16 protein-coding genes are annotated in these 18445 nt (G+C 54.9%); 12 read left to right on the top strand and 4 right to left on the bottom strand.

The features are described 5' to 3' along the window. The first annotated feature begins 353 nt into the window (after nucleotides 1-353). From PGRAT_RS29340 to PGRAT_RS29315, 6 genes are all read left to right on the top strand, one after another. Nucleotides 354-1142 carry an ABC transporter ATP-binding protein gene (locus PGRAT_RS29340; RefSeq protein WP_025708463.1) on the top strand — a complete coding sequence of 263 codons (789 nt, stop codon included), beginning with the start codon at nucleotides 354-356 and terminating at the stop codon, nucleotides 1140-1142. Then, the gene (locus PGRAT_RS29335; protein WP_025708464.1) at nucleotides 1139-1951 is read left to right on the top strand and encodes an ABC transporter permease; all 813 of its coding nucleotides are present in this window, start codon (nucleotides 1139-1141) and stop codon (nucleotides 1949-1951) included. The genes PGRAT_RS29340 and PGRAT_RS29335 overlap by 4 nt, the downstream gene beginning before the upstream one ends. Then, nucleotides 1951-2853, top strand: a complete 903-nt coding sequence (locus PGRAT_RS29330) for an ABC transporter permease (RefSeq protein ID WP_025708465.1) — start codon at nucleotides 1951-1953, stop codon at nucleotides 2851-2853. The genes PGRAT_RS29335 and PGRAT_RS29330 overlap by 1 nt, the downstream gene beginning before the upstream one ends. Nucleotides 2854-2995: 142 nt before the next feature. After that, nucleotides 2996-4099 carry an ABC transporter substrate-binding protein gene (locus PGRAT_RS29325; RefSeq protein WP_042267612.1) on the top strand — a complete coding sequence of 368 codons (1104 nt, stop codon included), beginning with the start codon at nucleotides 2996-2998 and terminating at the stop codon, nucleotides 4097-4099. 138 nt (nucleotides 4100-4237) lie between these two features. After that, nucleotides 4238-5701: a CoA-acylating methylmalonate-semialdehyde dehydrogenase gene (locus PGRAT_RS29320; RefSeq protein ID WP_025707729.1), complete on the top strand. Its 1464-nt coding sequence runs from the start codon at nucleotides 4238-4240 to the stop codon at nucleotides 5699-5701. 31 nt (nucleotides 5702-5732) lie between these two features. Continuing rightward, nucleotides 5733-7100, top strand: a complete 1368-nt coding sequence (locus PGRAT_RS29315; RefSeq protein WP_042267610.1) for an aspartate aminotransferase family protein — start codon at nucleotides 5733-5735, stop codon at nucleotides 7098-7100. Here PGRAT_RS29315 and PGRAT_RS29310 read toward each other — a convergent pair. Then, nucleotides 7066-8754, bottom strand: a complete 1689-nt coding sequence (locus tag PGRAT_RS29310) for a PucR family transcriptional regulator (RefSeq protein WP_025704165.1) — start codon at nucleotides 8752-8754, stop codon at nucleotides 7066-7068. The two genes, PGRAT_RS29315 and PGRAT_RS29310, sit on opposite strands and share 35 nt — an antisense overlap. Before the next feature lie 328 nt (nucleotides 8755-9082). Here PGRAT_RS29310 and PGRAT_RS29305 point away from each other — a divergent pair, with 328 nt between their 5' ends. The 5 genes from PGRAT_RS29305 to PGRAT_RS29285 all read left to right on the top strand — a co-directional run bounded on the left by PGRAT_RS29305 (nucleotide 9083) and on the right by PGRAT_RS29285 (nucleotide 14418). Continuing rightward, nucleotides 9083-10474, top strand: a complete 1392-nt coding sequence (locus PGRAT_RS29305; RefSeq protein ID WP_025704166.1) for an NAD(P)-dependent oxidoreductase — start codon at nucleotides 9083-9085, stop codon at nucleotides 10472-10474. Nucleotides 10475-10544: 70 nt separating this feature from the next. Then, the gene (preA, locus tag PGRAT_RS29300) at nucleotides 10545-11834 is read left to right on the top strand and encodes an NAD-dependent dihydropyrimidine dehydrogenase subunit PreA (protein WP_042267606.1); all 1290 of its coding nucleotides are present in this window, start codon (nucleotides 10545-10547) and stop codon (nucleotides 11832-11834) included. A 2-nt stretch (nucleotides 11835-11836) separates the two neighbouring features. Further along, nucleotides 11837-13264, top strand: coding sequence for a dihydropyrimidinase (hydA, locus tag PGRAT_RS29295; RefSeq protein ID WP_025706175.1), 1428 nt, complete (start codon nucleotides 11837-11839; stop codon nucleotides 13262-13264). Continuing rightward, nucleotides 13265-13504 carry a hypothetical protein gene (locus PGRAT_RS29290; RefSeq protein ID WP_025706176.1) on the top strand — a complete coding sequence of 80 codons (240 nt, stop codon included), beginning with the start codon at nucleotides 13265-13267 and terminating at the stop codon, nucleotides 13502-13504. It abuts the gene before it with no gap. Nucleotides 13505-13773: 269 nt separating this feature from the next. Further along, nucleotides 13774-14418 (top strand): TVP38/TMEM64 family protein, encoded by a 645-nt coding sequence (locus tag PGRAT_RS29285; protein WP_025706177.1) that lies wholly within the window; start codon nucleotides 13774-13776, stop codon nucleotides 14416-14418. Here PGRAT_RS29285 and PGRAT_RS29280 read toward each other — a convergent pair. The 3 genes from PGRAT_RS29280 to PGRAT_RS29270 all read right to left on the bottom strand — a co-directional run bounded on the left by PGRAT_RS29280 (nucleotide 14404) and on the right by PGRAT_RS29270 (nucleotide 17716). Continuing rightward, nucleotides 14404-15915, bottom strand: coding sequence for an aminotransferase class V-fold PLP-dependent enzyme (locus tag PGRAT_RS29280; protein ID WP_156124085.1), 1512 nt, complete (start codon nucleotides 15913-15915; stop codon nucleotides 14404-14406). The genes PGRAT_RS29285 and PGRAT_RS29280 overlap by 15 nt on opposite strands. A 185-nt stretch (nucleotides 15916-16100) precedes the next feature. Then, nucleotides 16101-16577, bottom strand: coding sequence for a DsrE/DsrF/DrsH-like family protein (locus PGRAT_RS29275; RefSeq protein ID WP_020426973.1), 477 nt, complete (start codon nucleotides 16575-16577; stop codon nucleotides 16101-16103). 257 nt (nucleotides 16578-16834) lie between these two features. Next, the gene (locus PGRAT_RS29270; RefSeq protein WP_025706995.1) at nucleotides 16835-17716 is read right to left on the bottom strand and encodes a helix-turn-helix transcriptional regulator; all 882 of its coding nucleotides are present in this window, start codon (nucleotides 17714-17716) and stop codon (nucleotides 16835-16837) included. Nucleotides 17717-17876: 160 nt separating this feature from the next. On the opposite strand from PGRAT_RS29270, the gene PGRAT_RS29265 reads away from it, so the two are divergent. Then, nucleotides 17877-18329: a VOC family protein gene (locus PGRAT_RS29265; protein WP_025706996.1), complete on the top strand. Its 453-nt coding sequence runs from the start codon at nucleotides 17877-17879 to the stop codon at nucleotides 18327-18329. Nucleotides 18330-18445: the final 116 nt, after the last annotated feature.

The raw sequence follows: 18445 nt of genomic DNA, 5'->3' as shown, positions 1-18445 counted from the left end.
CTCCTGTTTATTAAAAATCTAGTGAGATAGTAGCAAATATACATAGTGAAATCCCGCTTGTCAGCGCATACAGCATGAAGATATATACCTACTTTATCGGCAAAAGTCGCAATTTTTAAAAATTCAGAAAGCATATATTTAACAGTATCTATGAATACCTAGACAAAGTGACGGAATTTCTCAGACTCCATTTTACTTTTTGTCTAGTGAGAGTAACCGGAGCACAGTGTAAGATGTTAGTTAATCGAACATAGAGGAAGGAAGAAACATCGTCTCACGCAGGAAGAGTGTTATGTTATTTGACATATGGAAAGAAAATCAAATCCGATCCGGGAATAAAGGGGGAGCTGGGAATGTCATTAGCAGCGGCAAAAATTCCTGAGATACAGCTGCAGAACGTCGAGATGCGTTACCAGACAGACACAGCCGATGTGCTTGCACTGCATCAGGTAAGCCTGGATATCGCTAAAGGGGAGTTCGTTTCCCTGCTGGGACCGTCCGGCTGCGGCAAAACTACACTGCTCAGACTGATGGCAGATCTTCTCACGCCAACTGGCGGAGACGTTACGGTAGCCGGCAAAAGTGCGCGTGAAGCCCGGCTGGCCCAAAAGTACGGTATCGTGTTCCAGAGTCCGGTCCTTTATGACTGGCGGAAGGTGAAGCATAATATAACGCTGCCTCTGGAGCTGATGGGCGTGAAGAAGTCCATCCGTGAGGATAAAGCGCTGGAACTGCTGGATCTCGTAGGCCTGCAGGGCTTCGCCGACAAGTATCCGTGGCAGCTCAGCGGAGGAATGCAGCAGCGGGTAGCTATTGCCAGAGCGCTGTCGATGGAGCCGGAAATCCTGCTGATGGATGAACCCTTCTCTGCGCTGGACGAATTCACCCGTGAACGTCTGAATGAGGAGCTGTTGGCTGTGTGGAGCAAGGTGCAGAGCACTATTGTCTTCGTAACCCACAGCATTCCAGAGTCGATTTTTCTCTCGGACCGCGTGTTCGTGTTGTCTCCGCATCCGGGCAGGCTGTCCGCCGTTGTGGATATTCCGCTGCCGCGTCCGCGCACAGCGGAAATGAGGAACAGCCCGGAATTTTTTGAACTGATCGCCCGTATCCGCGGTAGCTTCGAAGGGGTGCAGGGATGAAGGGGAACAGCACGTTTATGCGGGACCGCGTGCTGCCGCTGTTCGTCTGGATCTTCGGCCTGCTGGCAGTCTGGGAGGCGGTCTCCTGGTGGCTGCTGCATGTGTCCAAGACACCGCTGGCCCAGTCTAAGCTGCCTTATGTTCATGAAGTGGCGGCAACCTTATGGAAATATAGCAGTACGCTGCTCAAGGAAGGCGGGGCGACCTTCGGCAACGCCGGCGTTGGATTTCTGATCGGTGCAGCGGCCGGAGTGCTCCTGGCAGTGCTGATGAGCCTGTCGAAGACGGTTGAACAGCTCGCCTTTCCTTATGCGGTGGCCTCGCAGATGATTCCGATTCTGGGGCTGGCTCCGATTATCTACGGCATTGTACGGGATGAGCAGGTGTCGCGGATTATCATTTCCGGGTACATTACTTTTTTTCCAGTCGCTCTGAATATGCTCCGCGGGCTGCGCAGTGTCGATCTCCCGGCAGTGGAGCTGATGCACTCTCTTGCTGCGAAACCTTGGGCTGTATATTGGAAGCTGCGCTTTCCGGCTGCGCTGCCGGGCCTGTTCAGCGGACTCAAGATCGCGGCACCGCTCGCGGTAACCGGAGCGATCCTTGTAGAGCTCATGGGCGCACAGCATGGCATCGGTGTCATTATGCTGCGCAATCTCTATTACGGTCCTTCTCATACGTACATGTTCTGGTCAACCGTGCTTGTCGGCGCCTTGCTCGGAATAGCCAGCTATTGGCTGATGAGTCTGGTGGAACGCCTGGCAGCGCCATGGCAGCCGGAATTTCGCCCGAAAGGGGGCAGCCGCTGATGGAGAGAAACACTACCGTGCGGGATACATCCTTCATAGCCTCAACGGGCAAAGAAATTAAATCTGCCTCTATTACGTCAACTAACAACGGTATATCGACTGTTTATAGTGGACGGAGAAACCCCCGGCGTCCGTTCAGGTGGCTGAACCCCGGTGTGATTCTGCCCCTGCTGGCCGGGATATTATTCCTCTTCCTATGGGAGTTTCAGGTTTTTCACAAGCTCTTGGATCTCAAAAAGTACCAGCTTCCGCTGCCCTCGGCCATTGCGGAGGCGATGCGGGATAACTTCAGCCTGCTGCTGTCTTATACCGGTTATACGCTGGCCGAGGCGGCTGCGGGGATGCTGATTGGTTCAGCCTGCGGTTTCCTGATCGCGCTGGCGGCAACCGCCTGGCCCCGCTGGGGGGGAGGCAGCCTTACCCTCGTGGCTGCGCTGAATGCCGTGCCGATTGTGGCGCTCGCCCCCATTATGAATCTGTGGTTCGGGGACGGCATCGGGTCCCGCGCCGCAATCGTTACAGCGACCACGATGGCTGCGATGGCGATTAATGCCTACAAGGGCATGTCAGCTGTTGACCCGCTGGCTCTGGATCTGATGCATTCGTATGCAGCCGGCAAACCTGCGGTATTTCGTTACCTGCGTATCCGGAACAGTCTGCCCTATGTGTTCACTGCGTTCAAGATCAATACCACGGCCAGTATGATTGGAGCCATTGTCGGGGAATTCTTTTTCTCTTCGCGGGGGCTTGGCTACCTGCTATCCAACTCGGTCAAGGTGGCCAAAATGCCGCTCGGCTGGTCCTGTATCGTACTCGCGGCCATTGCCGGGGTAATCTTCTACCTGATTGTGGAACGGCTGGAGAAGGTGTTCATCAAGTGGCATTCCTCCCAGCGGGCCTGACCCCCTGAATCCATTACATCCGGTCCTGCGCCGAAGGGAAAAGAGTACCCTCCCCAGGCCGTATGCATAGAGCATCATGCTTGGTTGCCATGCTGTGTTTTTTTCGAAATGAAAACTCAAACGGGTAGGGGGAGTTGTATTGATGAACGGGAGAAAAGGCAAGTTTCGTGGCGGGTTGCTGGTGGCTGCCCTGATCATGATGATTTCTTTGCTGGCAGGCTGTGGGGGCAACAATAATAATGCAGCTCCGGCGGCTGAGGGGACGGCAGGGACAGAGGCTTCCGCTTCTCCGGAAGCAGCCACGGCAGAACCGGCTGCAGATCCGGTAACCGTCAAGCTGCAGCTCAAATGGGTGCCGCAGGCCCAATTCGCCGGTTACTTCCTGGCACAGGATAAAGGGTATTATGCCGAAGAAGGGCTGAAGGTAGAGATTCTGCCCGGCGGTCCGGATATTGTGCCGGAGCAGCAGGTTGCCGGCGGATCGGCGGATATCGGCGTCGATTGGGTAGCGAGTCTTTTGACCAGCCAGGAGCAGGAGATGCCGCTGGTGCAGATCGCGCAGATCTTCCAGAAGAGCGGACTGGTGCTGGTATCCAAGAAGGCTGCGGGGATTGCCGGACCGGCTGGCCTGAAGGGCAAGAAGGTCGGCAACTGGATGGGCGGCAACGAGTTTGAGATTCTGGCACTCTTCGATAAATACAAACTGGATTCGAACAAAGATCTGAACTTTACCAAGCAGGGCTTCACGATGGACCAGTTCCTTGGCGGCGGGATCGATGCGGCCTCGGCCATGACCTATAACGAATACCAGGTCATCCTGGAATCCGGCGTCAAGGCGGAGGATCTGAACGTAATCGACATGAACGATGAAGGGGTGGCGATGCTGGAAGACAACCTGTTCGCCAACAAGAACTGGCTTGAAGCCAATAAGGAAACGGCAGCCAAGTTCGTCCGCGCTTCCCTGAAGGGCTGGAAGGACGCAATGGCCGATCCGGAGGCGGCGGTAGACAGCGTGATGAAGCTGGCGGAAGAGGGCAGCACCACCCGTGAACATCAGCTGACGATGATGACAGAGGTTGCCAAGCTGATCCAGCCGGAGGGCTTCGATGCATCCCAGTTGGGCTATACCGACGCGGCTGCGTTCCAGCAGACCGCAGATATCGCACTGAAGTTCGGTGTCATCAAGACGGCATCCAAGGTGGATGAAGCCTATACGAACGAAATTGTGGAAATGGCGGCAAAATAAAATGTCCCGCTCATATTTCTGATAGATGACCGCCGGAATGGGCGGTCATCTATCATCTAAGGTGAACAAATGAACTATTAAGGGGCAAAATGATGCTTATTTATAATCAACGGCCCGAGACGGAAAGAGGTGCAGAAGATGTCTCTGCTTGTGAAGCAAACGGAGAAATTGAAGAACTATGTGAATGGAGCCTGGGTCGAATCCTTCTCCGGACAGCAGGAAGAAGTATTTAATCCGGCAACCGGCGAGGTCATTGCTTATGTCCCGATCTCCAGCCGGGGGGAACTGGATACTGCCGTGAAGGCGGCTTCAGAGGCGTACCACTCCTGGAAAAAGGTTGCGGTACCGCGCCGCGCCCGCTATTTCTTCCAGTATCAGCAGCTGCTGGTGGAGCATTGGAACGAGCTGGCCGGACTGATCACCCTGGAGAACGGCAAAAGCCTGGAGGAAGCGCTCGGTGAAGTGCAGCGCGGCATTGAATGTGTGGAATTTGCCGCCGGCATTCCCACGCTGATGATGGGCAGCCAGCTGCCGGACATTGCTACCGGAGTCGAGTCGGGCATGTACCGGTACCCGCTTGGGGTAGTGGGCGGCATTGCGCCGTTCAACTTTCCGATGATGGTGCCCTGCTGGATGTTCCCGCTGGCGGTTGCCTGCGGCAACACCTTTGTCATGAAGCCCTCCGAGCGCACGCCGCTGCTGATGAACAGGCTGGCGGAGCTGTTCGCGGAAGCGGGATTTCCGCCGGGGGTGCTGAATGTGGTGCACGGGGCGCATGAGGTGGTGAACGGCCTGCTCGAACATGAGGAGGTCAAAGCCATTTCCTTCGTGGGCTCCCAGCCCGTTGCGGAATATGTCTATAAGCAAGGAACGTCTTTCGGCAAGCGGGTGCAGGCCTTGGCCGGAGCCAAAAACCATTCCATTGTGCTGCCCGATGCCGATCTCGGCAGCGCGGTTAAAAACATCATTGCTGCCGCATTCGGCTCTGCGGGCGAGCGCTGTATGGCCTGCTCTGTGGTAGTTGTCCATGAGGCTGTTGCCGATGAATTGGTCCGCCGCCTGAGTGAGGCGTCGGACAGCCTGAAGATCGGCAACGGCAAGGACGAGGGGGTATTCCTCGGCCCGGTGATCCGCCAGTCGAACAAGGAGCGTACGATCGCTTATATCGAAACGGGAATTCAGGAGCAGGCGGAGCTGGTGCGGGACGGCAGATTGGACAGTGCAGCAGCCGGAGCGGGCTACTTCCTCGGGCCGACGCTTTTCGATCATGTGCAGCCGGGAATGGCCATCTGGCGGGATGAAATTTTTGCGCCGCTGCTGGCGGTAGTGCGGGTTAAGGACCTGGCCGAGGCGATTGCCGTGGCGAATCAGTCACCTTTTGCCAACGGGGCCTGCATCTATACGGACAGCGCCAAGGCGATCCGGGAATTCCGGGAAGAGATTGATGCGGGAATGCTGGGCGTTAACCTGGGCGTGCCTGCGCCGATGGCCTTTTTTCCTTTTTCAGGCTATAAGAAATCCTTTTATGGGGATCTGCATGCGAACGGCAGGGATGGCGTTGAGTTCTATACCCGCAAGAAGATGGTTACCGCACGTTATTAACTACTATGGGATGTTGAGAGGAGAGAGTGCCATGCAAAGCCTGGGGAACGAAAGCGAGCTGGCCATCCAAAAGGATCAGCAGTATTTATGGCATAACATTACCCCCTACAGTGAAAAAAATCCGCCTATGATCGCTGCAGCGGCAAGCGGATCATGGGTGACGGATATTGACGGGAACAAGTTTCTGGACGGCATGTCCGGCCTATGGTGTGTGAATGTTGGTTATGGGCGCAAGGAGCTGGCGGAGGCGGCTTATCATCAGCTTCTTAGCCTGCCGTATTTCCCGCTCACGCAAAGCCATATGCCGGCAATTGCGTTGGCTGAGAAGCTGAACGAATGGCTGGAGGGAGACTATGTCATTTTCTTCTCCAACAGCGGTTCGGAAGCCAACGAAGCTGCCTTCAAAATAGCCCGCCAATACCAGCAGCAGATCGGCCAGCATTACCGTCATAAATTCATCGCCCGCTACCGGGGCTATCATGGCAGCTCGCTTGGCGCGCTCTCGGCTACCGGCCAGGCACAGCGGAAATATAAATACGAGCCGCTGAGCGGCGGATTTCTGCATGTGGCCCCGCCGGACAGCTACCGCCGTCCAGCCGGCATGACCGTGGAGGAATTCAACCTCCAGAGTGCGCAGGCGATTGAGGATACGATGGTCTGGGAAGGCGTGGAGACGGTAGCAGCTGTCATTATGGAGCCGGTGATTACCGGGGGCGGCGTCATTGTGCCGCATCAGGTCTATCTGGACCGGGTACAGGAGATCTGCCGCAGGCATGGCGTGCTGCTGATTATTGACGAGGTCATTTGCGGCTTCGGGCGTTCCGGCCGCAAATTCGGCCATCATAATTTTGGTGTAAAGCCGGATATCATCACCATGGCCAAAGGACTGACCAGCGCCTACCTGCCGCTGTCGGCAACGGCGGTCCGCAAGGATATCTACGATGCCTTCAAGGACAACAGTGACGATTACGGGCATTTCCGCCATGTGAATACCTTCGGCGGCAACCCCGCTGCCTGTGCGCTTGCCCTGCGCAATCTGGAAATCCTGGAGCAGGAGAACTTGGTGGAGCGCGCCGATATGCTGGGCAAGAGGCTGGCTGCCGGGTTCGCCGAGCTGCTGGACCACAAGCTGGTAGGGGATATCCGCAGCTTCGGGCTGGTCATCGGCATTGAGCTGGTAGCCGATAAGGCCACCAAGCAGCCTGCCGACCTGGCTGTCGTCAAGGGCATTATTGGCGGGTGCAAAACGAAAGGGCTGATCATCGGCAAAAACGGCGATACCGTAGCAGGCTTCAATAATGTGCTTACTATCGCTCCGCCGCTGTCCTCCACCGATGAGGATATCCAGTTTATCATCGATACAGTTAAAGCTGTGCTGAACGGGAGCTCGGCAGAGTGAATTTCTCGGGATACAGAAGCTGGTAGGCGCGCAGGGCAACCTGGATAGAGATGCGGTTCTCCGGCAGCATGAAGTCTTCGCCCAGCAGCTCGGTGATTTTGTCCAGCCGGTAGTAGAGTGATTGTCTGACGATGAATAAATTCCGGGCCGCGATCTGCTTCGAGCCGTCGTGGTCGAGATAGACGCGCAGGGTCAGCAGCAGCTCGCTTCCTTTGGCGAGGTCGTGGTCAATCAAGGGGCCGAGATAGCTGCGGATGAAGTTCTCCAGCGTCTTCCCGTCGTTCAGGCTCAGCAGCAGCTGAAAGACGCCAAGCTCTTCATAGAAGAGAAGGGACTTCTGGTAACAAGAATAAAGAGACAGCGCCTGTACGGCTTCCTGGTATCCGGCATAGGCGTGCTTCAGGCCCCGGTGGGACTTGCTGACTCCAATCACGAGCTGCAGATCCTTCAGCTTCTCGTCGGAGCGGATATGCTGCAGGGCATCCAGCGCCTGCTGCAGGCGCAGCTTGCCGGGCAGCTTGGACTGGATATCGAGGGCGATGACGGTGAGGCGGTTGTTCTTCAGTGTAATCAGCGGACGCAGCGAGTATTTCTCGAAGATCGAGCGCAGGATGAGCGACAAATGGATGGTGATCGACTCCCAATCGTTCTCCGAGCTGTTCCATTTCACGTCGCGGGGGTTCTCGATTTCGATGAGGCATACGCGGTAGGGCAGTTCATTTACGACATTGAAGTCCGGTCCGACCAGTCCTTTGAGCCGGTTGTCATCCTGGGTTCTGCCGCCGATCAGCTCATCCACCCACAGATTCTCCGAGAACAGCTTGCGTTCCTCCATATACCGCGTGCGCAGCAGCTCCTGGGCAATGGACAGCGACGCGGAATCGAGCAGCAGGCAGTCAAACTCCTGGGGCTTGTGATTGCAGACCATCAGGATATAAGCCCAGGTCTGATCGAGCGCACCTACCGGCTTCAGGGCAATCGTCTTGTGGCCGTAGTCGCGGATATAAGGGGCGGCATCCGGCTGCACGCCTTCCATTTCTTCGCCAAAGGCTGCGAAGAAGCTTAGGAGAGGGGCCTGCTCCTCAGGCGAGAGTGCCGGGAAGAACAGAGGTTTTCCTTGCGGCTGCATATACACAATTTGTGTACGGGTGCTTTTGCTTAATAATTGCAGCACCTTGATCGTACCTTGAGAGGTCAGTGTCAGGCGGTGGAACTCACGGGAGATGCTCTCCAGCTCCTGAAGCATGCGGTGATGGCGGTTGATAATGAGGGAATGCAGATCAAGAGTAATATCTACAAAGCGTACAGTGCGGGTAAAAATGATCAGCGGGAAGTCATGCCGGTTGGCCAGATCAATCATTTCCTGGGGAATGCTGCTGAAATAGGCCCCCAGTTCAATGCATAAGCAGGCTGCGTTCTTGTCAATCAGATTTTGCATAAAAGCTAAGGAAGAGGGCAGATCGGCGCTTGCGCCTATGCCGGTGGTCAGAATCATCTCCTCCCCGTGGATCAGGCTTTCAAAGCTCGCGCTCTCCAGCACATGCACCCAGCGGATGGCACGGTTCAGGCCGGTTCTGCCGCCGATGACTTCCGATTCTGCAAACAGCGGCCTTTGGAGTGCATCACGAATGGTAAATACAAGTTCCCAATCCATAAACATCCCCCTCGCTTAACATATGATCTTTTCCTGCCTGGTTCGGGCTGTTCTCAGGCTATTCTCACAGGTAAAAAATACACTTTTGAAATTAGACAATCTGTCTAATGTAACGAAAAATGGAATTCACTATAGTTTCAATATAACGTGTAAGAAAAGTTAACTTGTATGAATAAAAAATAGAATGAGGAATAAGGTTCATTGTTCATTTTACTACATTAATTCTGAGAAGTAAGCAAAATATTAAGGCAATACTTGTAACTGTGTTATATTATATAACATAAACATGATGTTAAACGGAAGCCACTCAACAGAAGGAGGGATACGGATGGAGCACACTTCTCCGTTAAACACATTCACGCCCGACATGTTCATGCGCAATTTTGCCGAAGCCGAGCCCGGCCTCACCCGTAAAGGCGCAATCGAAGAGTCCAACCGCTGCCTGTATTGCTACGATGCGCCCTGCATCAAAGCCTGCCCGACCAGCATTAATATTCCTTCTTTCATAAAGCGCATTGCAACCGGCAATCTGAAGGGCTCGGCACAGACGATCATGGATTCAAATCCGGTTGGCGCCAGCTGCGCGCGGGTCTGTCCAACGGAGGAGCTGTGCGAAGGGGCATGTGTGCTCAATGACGCTTCTGCGCCGATTAGAATCGGCCTGCTGCAGCGCTATGCGACCGATTGGGCGGTCAACAGCGGAGCTCAGTTATTCAAGCCGGGCGTTCCTAACGGTAAAAGAGTTGCGGTCATCGGCGGCGGTCCGGCCGGTCTGTCAGCAGCCAGGGAGCTGGCGCGTGAAGGTTTTGGTGTGGTGATCTATGAAGCGAAGGAGCTTGCGGGCGGACTGGACACACACGGAATCGTCTCGTTCCGGCTGCCGCAGTCCATCTCGCTGTGGGAAGTGGAACAGGTCGGGAAGCTGGGCGTAGAGATCCGTACAGGTATGAAGGTAGGTGTGGACGTCTCTGTAGAGGAGCTGAAGGCGGGATATGATGCCATTGTGCTGGCTGCGGGAATGGGGTATGTTCCGCCTCTTGGCATTGAAGGAGAGAAACTCTCCGGCGTGTATGATGCCATCGAGCTCGTGGAAACCACAAAGACGGGAATTCCGGCGTTGGAGCTGATGGGCCAGCGGGTTGCCGTCATCGGCGCAGGCAACACGGCAATCGATGCGGCCACCTGCTCGGTGCGGCTGGGAGCGGCGAATGTGAAGATGGTCTACCGGCGGACACCTGCGGAGATGACTGCGTATGATTTTGAATATGAATTCGCCAAGCAGGAAGGTGTGGAATTCAGCTGGCTGACCCTGCCGAAGCGGATCATCGGAGATGAACTGGGCAATGTGACCGCTCTGGAGTGTGTGCAGATGAAGCTGAGCGGGGAGACCGGCAAAGACGGCCGTCAGACACCGGTGCCGGTGGAAGGCTCTGAATTCCTGATGCCGGTAGATGCGGTGGTGGTGGCCATCGGACAGAAACGGCGGATTGACCTGATTGAAGCGCTGGGGCTTGAGCATGAACGGGGCGTGGTCAAGATTGATGAGGCAACCGGCCGGACCTCCGATCCGCAGATTTACGCCGCCGGGGATATCGTCTTCGGCTCGGGCGAAGGTGAAGCGATGGTGGTATCCGCTGCCCAGCAGGGCAAGGATGCCGCTTATGCCATTATGAAACAGCTGTCGGGTCTGCAGGATAGTGTGCTTGGCTCTGCCGTCTAAATTGGAGCTGCTGTGCGAATACAAGGCCGGCTGCATTTGCCGGTCTTACAATGACAGGGAGGGAACATTAATGGCAGATTTGAGTATCGATCTTGCGGGGATCAAGTCACCTAATCCATTCTGGCTGGCCTCGGCGCCGCCTACCAATACCGGCTACCAGGTGCAGCGCGCCTTTGAGGCAGGCTGGGGAGGTGCGGTGTGGAAGACGCTGGGCGATCCGATTATCAACACCTCTTCCCGGTTTGCGGCTGTGCATTTTAACGGGCAGCGTGTAGCCGGATTCAATAATATCGAGCTGATTACCGACCGTCCGCTGGAGGTCAACCTCAAGGAAATCTATGAAACGAAAAAAAGGTTTCCGGACCATGCCGTTGTCGCCTCTCTAATGGTGGAGCCGAAGCAGGAGAAATGGCATGAAATCGTCAAGCGGGTCGAAGCTGTCGGCGTAGACGGCCTTGAGCTTAACTTCGGCTGTCCGCACGGCATGGCTGAGCGCGGGATGGGCGCGGCCTCCGGGCAGCAGCCCGACCTGGTGGAAGCCCAGACCTGCTGGGTCAAAGAAGTGGCGGCTACGCCCGTCATTGTGAAGCTGACGCCGAATATTACGGACATTACAGTTGTAGCCCGCCATGCCGTCAAGGGCGGGGCGGATGCAATCAGCCTGATCAATACGATCAACAGTCTTGCCGGTGTCGACATCCATAGCTGGAACACGATCCCGAATGTGGGCGGCCAAGGGGCGCACGGCGGCTACTGCGGTCCGGCTGTGAAGCCGATTGCCCTCAGCATGGTCGCTGAATGTGCGCGCGACCGCGGGGTGGGCGTGCCGATCTCCGGGATCGGCGGCATCTCCACCTGGCAGGATGTGGTGGAGTTCATGCTGATGGGCTCAACCGGCATTCAGGTCTGCACGGCGGTCATGCATCACGGGTTCCGGATTGTCGAGGAAATGATCGACGGCCTGAACAACTATTTGGATGACAAAGGATTGGCATCTGTCACAGAGCTGATCGGCAAATCGGTGCCCAAGTACTCCAACTGGGGCGATCTGGACCTGAATTATAAAGTGGTGGCACGAATTAATGAAGAGAACTGCATCAACTGCAACAAATGCCATATTGCCTGCGAGGACGCCTCGCATCAATGTATTGATATGCTTACAAATGCCGAAGGCAAGGCCATTCTGCAAGTGCGCGAGGAAGATTGTGTAGGCTGCAACCTGTGTTCCATTGTCTGCCCGGCGGACGGGGCGATTGATATGGTGGCTCTGGACAGCGGAGCAGCTCCAATGACCTGGAATCAGCGGCAAAAGGTCATCAGCAGCCTGAACAGCTTATATTCGGAAGCGGAGGTGATGTAAGGATGAAGAAGATTATCAAGAATGGCATTATCGTTACCGCAGCGGATACGTATACAGGAGATGTTCTGATCGAGGACGGGATCATTGCCGGAATCGGCCTGAATCTGGAAGCGCCGGGTGCGGAGATCATCGACGCTTCCGGTTGTTATGTATTTCCGGGAGGCATTGATCCCCATACGCATCTGGATATGCCTTTTGGCGGCACGGTGACGGCCGACGACTTCGAGACTGGAACGATTGCCGCCGCATATGGCGGGACAACGACAGTCATTGACTTCTGCCTGACCACCAAAGGCCAGCCGCTGCAGCAGGCTGTGGATGCCTGGCATCACAAATCGCAGGATAAGGCGGTGATTGATTACAGCTTCCACCTGATGGTCTCAGAGCTGAATGACAAGGTGCTTGGCGAGCTGCCGCAGATTATTGAGAACGAAGGCATCACTTCGCTTAAGGTATTCATGGCCTACAAGAACACCTTCCAGGCCGACGACGGCGTGCTGTACAAGACGCTGCAGGCCGCCAAGCGGGAAGGCGCACTGGTAATGGTCCATGCCGAGAACGGCGATGTGATTGAATATCTGGTCGGGCAGGCGTTGGCTGCCGGGAATACCAGTCCGATCTACCATGCCTTGACCCGTCCGCCGGAGCTGGAGGGCGAGGCCACGGGCCGGGCCGCGTATCTGACGGAGCTGACCGATTCTCAGCTGTATGTTGTGCATGTGACCTGTGCGGAAGCTGCCTGGAAAATTGCAGAAGCACGCCGGAAAGGGCTGCGGGTCTACGGCGAGACCTGTCCGCAGTATCTGGTACTCGATCAGACGGCGCTGGAGAAGCCGGACTTCGAAGGTGCCAAGTATGTCTGGTCCCCGCCGCTGCGCGAAGAATGGAACCAGGATGTGCTGTGGGATGCGCTCTGGAGCGGCACGCTGCAGACGATCGGCTCCGACCAGTGTTCCTTTAACTTCAAGGGGCAGAAGGATCTTGGGCTGGACGACTTCTCGAAAATTCCGAACGGCGGACCGACCATTGAAGACCGTTTCAGCGTGCTCTACTCTGAGGGCGTGCAGAAAGGCCGCATTTCCTTGAATAAATTTGTCGATATCATCTCCACCTCCAGCGCGAAGCTGTTTGGGCTTTTCCCTCAGAAAGGCACTATTGCCGTCGGCAGCGATGCAGATATCGTTATTTTCGACCCGGCCGTGAAAAGAACTCTTTCTGCTGAAACCCATCATATGAACGTTGACTACAATGCCTTCGAAGGTATGGAGGTCAAAGGCGAGCCGGTCTCTGTGCTCATTCGGGGAGAGTTCGTCATTCGTGACAAGCAGTTTGTCGGCAAGGCAGGGTCCGGCAAATATCTGCACCGCAAACGGTTCGAAGCGGAGGCACCGCGTCCCTCTCAAGCCGAAATCAGCGGAGGAGTGATCTGAATGTCCGCATATGCCGAGTTTGACAAGGAACGGCAGGAGATTGACACCCTGCTGCGGCAGGGCTACATCATTACCGGTATCCATGAGGATCTGGATGGAGCGGGAGTAAAGTTCAAGGGCAGCAAGCCAGGACTAAGCCAGGTAGAGCTGCTGCTGCTTACGGCAGATAGCCGCAAGTATGTGACCACGTTGATCTTTGCCGGTACCAACCCGGCTAAGCTAATAGAAACACATACGTAAATTGTCTTAAGCAACTGATTGATGTGAATTCTGAAGACCAAGCCCAATCCGTTATTATACGGTATAGGCTTGGTTTTTTTTGAATCTAGAGAAGAGGGATTCTGTGATTGCTCTTAAGCATTTGCTTGAAGGTCTGTTACCGGCGGGCGGGCGAAGAGATTCTGCTTGTCCAGTAGATGTACGGGAAGGATGCATCCGGTGAAAAGTATTGTATAATTGAGGCTCAGTGCCGGCAATTTCAACTTAAGGATGAGGAGAGCGGATTTCCTATGTTTTTTTTAGATATTATGTCATGGCTGACGGAGGAGCGCCTCCTGCAGCTGCTGGAGCAATACCGCTCACTGGGGCCTTTGCCCGGAATCGGACTCACCTTCATGAAATCCTTCGTCCCGCCGCTGCCGACGATTGCAATTGTAGGACTTAACGGGGCGGTGTATGGGCTGTGGCTTGGTTTTTTTTATTCCTGGCTGGGGCTGGTTGCGGGCTGTGTGACCACGTTCCTGATAATCCGCCAAATCGCCTCGCACCCTTACTTGCGCAAGTGGGCGCTGCGGCCCAAAGTTGCGAGAGGCATGAAATGGGTCCGCAATAGCGGCTTCAGCTATGTTTTTCTGCTTAGCCTGTTCCCGGTTGGACCTTTTGTTGTGATCAATATGGCTGCCGGGCTTGCGCAAATGCGGCTGCGCTCGTATCTGCTTGCACTGTGTGCAGGCAAAGCGATCATGGTCTTTGCGGTTTCCTATATTGGTAATGATGTGGACCGGTTTATCCGCCATCCCGGAGAAATCATCTATGTGCTGCTCTTTATCGGGGTTTCACTCTGGGGGGTTAAGGCTATTGAGGCCCGGTTCACCCGGGCCGCGCAGGCGCGGGAGGAGCAGCTTCCGTCAGGCGAATCGCTACAACGCAAATAATCCGCTGACAGCAGTCTCATTCCCGGCTTCATCGGCTGGGTGCACCCAGCTGTTAGTGATGCGGTTATAGCGGTAATCCTGTCTCCATTCGCTGATATGGCGGACGATACTGCGGACGGCGTGGATCATGAACTCGACTTCTCCGTCGGTCATAATGGGGTGCAGGGAAAGGCGGACCCACCCCGGCTTGAGGGACTGGTCACCGGCATGAATGGCCTGGATAAATTCCCGGGAGAGATCCCGGTCCAGCCCCAGCAGATGATGGCCGTAAGGTCCTGCACAGGAACAGCCACCGCGCGCCTGAATGCCAAACCGGTCATTGAGCAGCCTGACCACGAGATTATAATGAATATCTTCAAGATTAAAAGATACAATGCCAAGACGCCTGGTGTGTTCGCCCGCGAGTATCGTGCAGCCTGGAATGGAATGAAGCCCGCTGAGCAGCTTGCTGCACAGCTGCTGCTCTCTGGCGAGCATGAATCCGCCCTCCCCGTTCATCGCTTCCTTCAGCTTGAGGCACAGTGCTGTGCGGAAGGCCTGCAGAAATCCAGGAGTACCGCTGTCCTCGCGTACTTCGACTGAATGGATATACCGGCGTCCGCCCCAGGCATCGACCCACACCACAGTTCCACCGCCCGGTTCATCCGGCAATTGGCTTCTGCTGAGGCCGGAATCGAAGAGCAGCACTCCCCCTGTGCCGGGGCCGCCGAGAAATTTATGCGGTGAAAAAAAGATAGCATCCAGCTTCTCCAGCGGATCTGCCGGATGCATGTTAATGGATACATACGGGGCGCAGGCGGCAAAATCCACAAAGCAAACCCCGCCGTGGCGGTGCATGGCGGCAGCGAGCCTGTGATAGGGGGTATGGATGCCGGTAACATTGGAGCAGGCTGTGAAGGAACCGATTTTGAAGCGGCGGTTCCGGTAGAGCAGCAGCAGGCGTTCCAGCTCCCGGAGATCGGCAGTTCCGTCCGCTCCGGCAGGGACGGTAACTACATCGCCGATGCCTTCCTGCCAGGGCAGCAGATTGGAGTGATGCTCCATGTGGCTGACAAAAATAACCGGGCGTTCCTCCGGAATGCATAGATAATCCTCCCGCAGCCATTCGGGAAGCTTCAGGCCCATCAGCCGCTGCAGCTTGTTGACTGCGCCGGTAGTGCCGTTGCCGCAGAAGAGCAGTGCATCATCCGGCCCGGCGTTCACATGGTCCTTGATAATCTTCCGCGCTTCGTTATAGGCGAGGGTCATGGTCAGACCGGTCGTGTTCGATTCTGTATGCGGGTTGCTGACATAAGGCCCGAAGCTCTCCTGGATTTTACGTTCAATGGGCTCATACAGCCTCCCGCTGGCTGTCCAGTCGGCATACAGCAGCGGCTGACGGCCGTAGGGAGTGGAGATCACATGCCGCCCCCCAATAGTATGCTCGCGAAAAACTGCGAAATGCTCCAGCAGTGAAACGGGCTCCTCTGCCGTAGAAGCGCGGTTGATACTCAGCACGGACAATCCCTCCAGCCAGTGATTACTTTAAAATATAAGGATGAATGGGTTCAAGTCATCCGTATATTTTTGCCGAAACAGATACCGTCCTTTAATGGATGGCTAAGCCGTTTCTTCTTATGGCCCCAGTATATGCCCGCCGGAGGAAATAGGTTAAAGCCCAGAAGCAGTCATCGGCAAGCGGGCTAGATGAACAGCTGCATATCGCTTTCCAGTGCGTCCTTCAGATAGGCGGCAGCGTCAATAATTTCAACCTCGGGCAGGAGTTCCTCCGGCTTGAAGCCCATGATGTCAACGGAGAGCTTGCAGGCGTAGAACTTGATGTTCTTTTTGCGGGCCCCCTTCAAAAAATGGATCAGCTTCGGCGCTCCCTGATCTTCGATCATTTCCTCCAGCATCAGCTTCCCGAGACCGCTGAAATTCATCCGCGAGAGCGGCAGCTGCTCCGGTCCTTTCGGCGTAATGACATCCATCAGCTTTTCATAGATCGTTTTGTCCTCCAGCGTCATTTTGTCCGGATCACGGACAAGAAATAATCCCCAGAACGAGAAGAACATGGTGACCTCTACGTCAATATCCCGGGCGGTATTGGCCAGAATCAGCGCCGCCATCGCCTTGTCATACTCCCCGCTGAACATCAGCAGATTCATTCGTTTACCCATCCTACTTATCCCTCCATTGATACCCAGAATGTCATTAGTATGGTTATGGAGAGAAGAAGTATGCTTCCGGTCACAGGATGTCCGCACGCCAGTTTGGCAATTCTAATGTTTTTGTGCAGCAGATTTTCGATTTTCTGCTCCATTTGGGCGATAGCTACGATTTCTGTTGCACAGAATCTTCCACTGCAGGAATACCGGGAGAGCCCGTAATAGGGTTAGCCTCCCTCGCCTGCATACCAGCCTTTCCGGGGATATGTTCAGAAAAAAAGCCGGCTGTAATTCAAACTGCCGCTGCCGGAGCGGAAAGAGCCGGGAGTTTGTCCTGTCAGTTTTTGGAAAACCTTAATAAAATAGCTGCCGCTCGAATACCCGACCCGGGATGCAATGGCTTCGATACTCAAGTCAGTGGTAGTCAGGAGTTCTATAGCACGTTCAATTCGGGTCCGGTTCAGATATTCATTTGGGGTTAGGCCGACGTATTTGCTGAAGGTGCGCAGCAGGTGGAATTTGGAGAGTCCCATTTGCTCGGCAAGCTGCTCCTGGCCGATCATGGAACTGTACCGCTCTTCGATGAATTGGACGGATTCCCTTACTGCCGTTGGCCATTCCGCCGCGTCCCGCGGTCCGCTGGAGGAGAGCCTGCCCAGTTCCATCATGAACTGGTGCAGCAGGGAGGAGGCAATGTAGGGATCGGAAATTCTGCCCGAATATGCTTCATGGACAATATCACGGAGAATACGGATCGGTCTGCTGCCGGGGACAATGGCTGGAGCGGCTCCAAGCTTGGATTTAATGTCCTCCCACAGAGGAAGCAGCGGCTGCGGCCTGAAGAGCAGGAAATAAAATTCCCACGGCACCGAATCGCCGGGATGATAATAGCGGTGGCTGCCGGGGATCTCAGCCAGAAATGCCCGCCCGGAGCCGATACGGAACGTCTCTTGCTCCGTTTCAAATATTCCGCTGCCTTCTGCTGTGTACTGAAACAGCAGCAGAGGCCCATCTGTACGCTCCATGCCATTCCAGTGGTAGGAAGCATCCGTCACAACGTCATGTCCGGCCGCGAAAAGGTTGCAGAGCGGCAGGTGGTCCGGCTCGCTGAAACGGAAGCCATAGACTCCGTAGCTGCTTGGGTTGTTCACAGAATCCCTCCTTGCAGATTTCTTTTATAGTATCAAAAAAGCCCCCACAGGGGGAGCTTATTAAAAATATGGCTATATTAACCTTGTTTATTATGAACTGTTATAGAATGAATATGACGATGATCAGGTAATAAATTTGTACACATAAGGAGATGAAATTATGGCAAAAAACAAATTACTTAGAATGGACAATATCAGCATCGTTGTAGAATCCCTTGATGACGCAATCTCTTTCTTCGAGGAGATTGGCTTGAAGCTTGAAGGGCGAGCAACTGTCGAAGGTGAATGGGCTGGCCGCGTAACCGGGCTGGGTTCACAGTGTGTAGAGATTGCTATGATGGTTACCCCAGATGGCCACAGCCGGCTTGAACTTTCGCGATTTATCAATCCACCTACTATATCAGATCACCGAACTGCTCCTGTAAATGCCCTCGGTTATCTACGCGTCATGTTCACCGTTGAAGACATTGACGAAATGGTGTCCAGACTCACTAAGTATGGGGCTCAGCTCGTTGGGGAAGTGGTTCAGTACGAGGACTCGTATCGGCTCTGCTACATTCGTGGAAATGAAGGACTTCTAATCGGTTTGGCGGAACAACTTAATAATCAATAAGTGATATAAACACTGCATTTTTACGCTCCGGATCCGGACGACCCTCGCTCCCGGAAACAAGGAACGAGGAAGTAATTTCCAGGATACATCCGCACCGGCTAACCGCATCGCGGCCG

The sequence above is a fragment of the Paenibacillus graminis genome (assembly GCF_000758705.1).
In the GTDB taxonomy this organism is placed as follows: Bacteria; Bacillota; Bacilli; order Paenibacillales; family Paenibacillaceae; genus Paenibacillus_AQ; species Paenibacillus_AQ graminis.
Note: the sequence above shows the minus strand (reverse complement) of the source record. Positions and strands in the feature narration are given on the sequence as shown.

Excerpts from the sequence above, each read along its gene's own strand:
- PGRAT_RS29340 (WP_025708463.1), top strand. The coding sequence starts at position 354 with ATGTCATTAGCAGCGGCAAAAATTCCTGAGATACAGCTGCAGAACGTC.
- PGRAT_RS29335 (WP_025708464.1), top strand. The coding sequence starts at position 1,139 with ATGAAGGGGAACAGCACGTTTATGCGGGACCGCGTGCTGCCGCTGTTC.
- PGRAT_RS29330 (WP_025708465.1), top strand. The coding sequence starts at position 1,951 with ATGGAGAGAAACACTACCGTGCGGGATACATCCTTCATAGCCTCAACG.
- PGRAT_RS29325 (WP_042267612.1), top strand. The coding sequence starts at position 2,996 with ATGAACGGGAGAAAAGGCAAGTTTCGTGGCGGGTTGCTGGTGGCTGCC.
- PGRAT_RS29320 (WP_025707729.1), top strand. The coding sequence starts at position 4,238 with ATGTCTCTGCTTGTGAAGCAAACGGAGAAATTGAAGAACTATGTGAAT.
- PGRAT_RS29315 (WP_042267610.1), top strand. The coding sequence starts at position 5,733 with ATGCAAAGCCTGGGGAACGAAAGCGAGCTGGCCATCCAAAAGGATCAG.
- PGRAT_RS29310 (WP_025704165.1), bottom strand. The coding sequence starts at position 8,754 with ATGGATTGGGAACTTGTATTTACCATTCGTGATGCACTCCAAAGGCCG.
- PGRAT_RS29305 (WP_025704166.1), top strand. The coding sequence starts at position 9,083 with ATGGAGCACACTTCTCCGTTAAACACATTCACGCCCGACATGTTCATG.
- preA (WP_042267606.1), top strand. The coding sequence starts at position 10,545 with ATGGCAGATTTGAGTATCGATCTTGCGGGGATCAAGTCACCTAATCCA.
- hydA (WP_025706175.1), top strand. The coding sequence starts at position 11,837 with ATGAAGAAGATTATCAAGAATGGCATTATCGTTACCGCAGCGGATACG.
- PGRAT_RS29290 (WP_025706176.1), top strand. The coding sequence starts at position 13,265 with ATGTCCGCATATGCCGAGTTTGACAAGGAACGGCAGGAGATTGACACC.
- PGRAT_RS29285 (WP_025706177.1), top strand. The coding sequence starts at position 13,774 with ATGTTTTTTTTAGATATTATGTCATGGCTGACGGAGGAGCGCCTCCTG.
- PGRAT_RS29275 (WP_020426973.1), bottom strand. The coding sequence starts at position 16,577 with ATGGGTAAACGAATGAATCTGCTGATGTTCAGCGGGGAGTATGACAAG.
- PGRAT_RS29265 (WP_025706996.1), top strand. The coding sequence starts at position 17,877 with ATGGCAAAAAACAAATTACTTAGAATGGACAATATCAGCATCGTTGTA.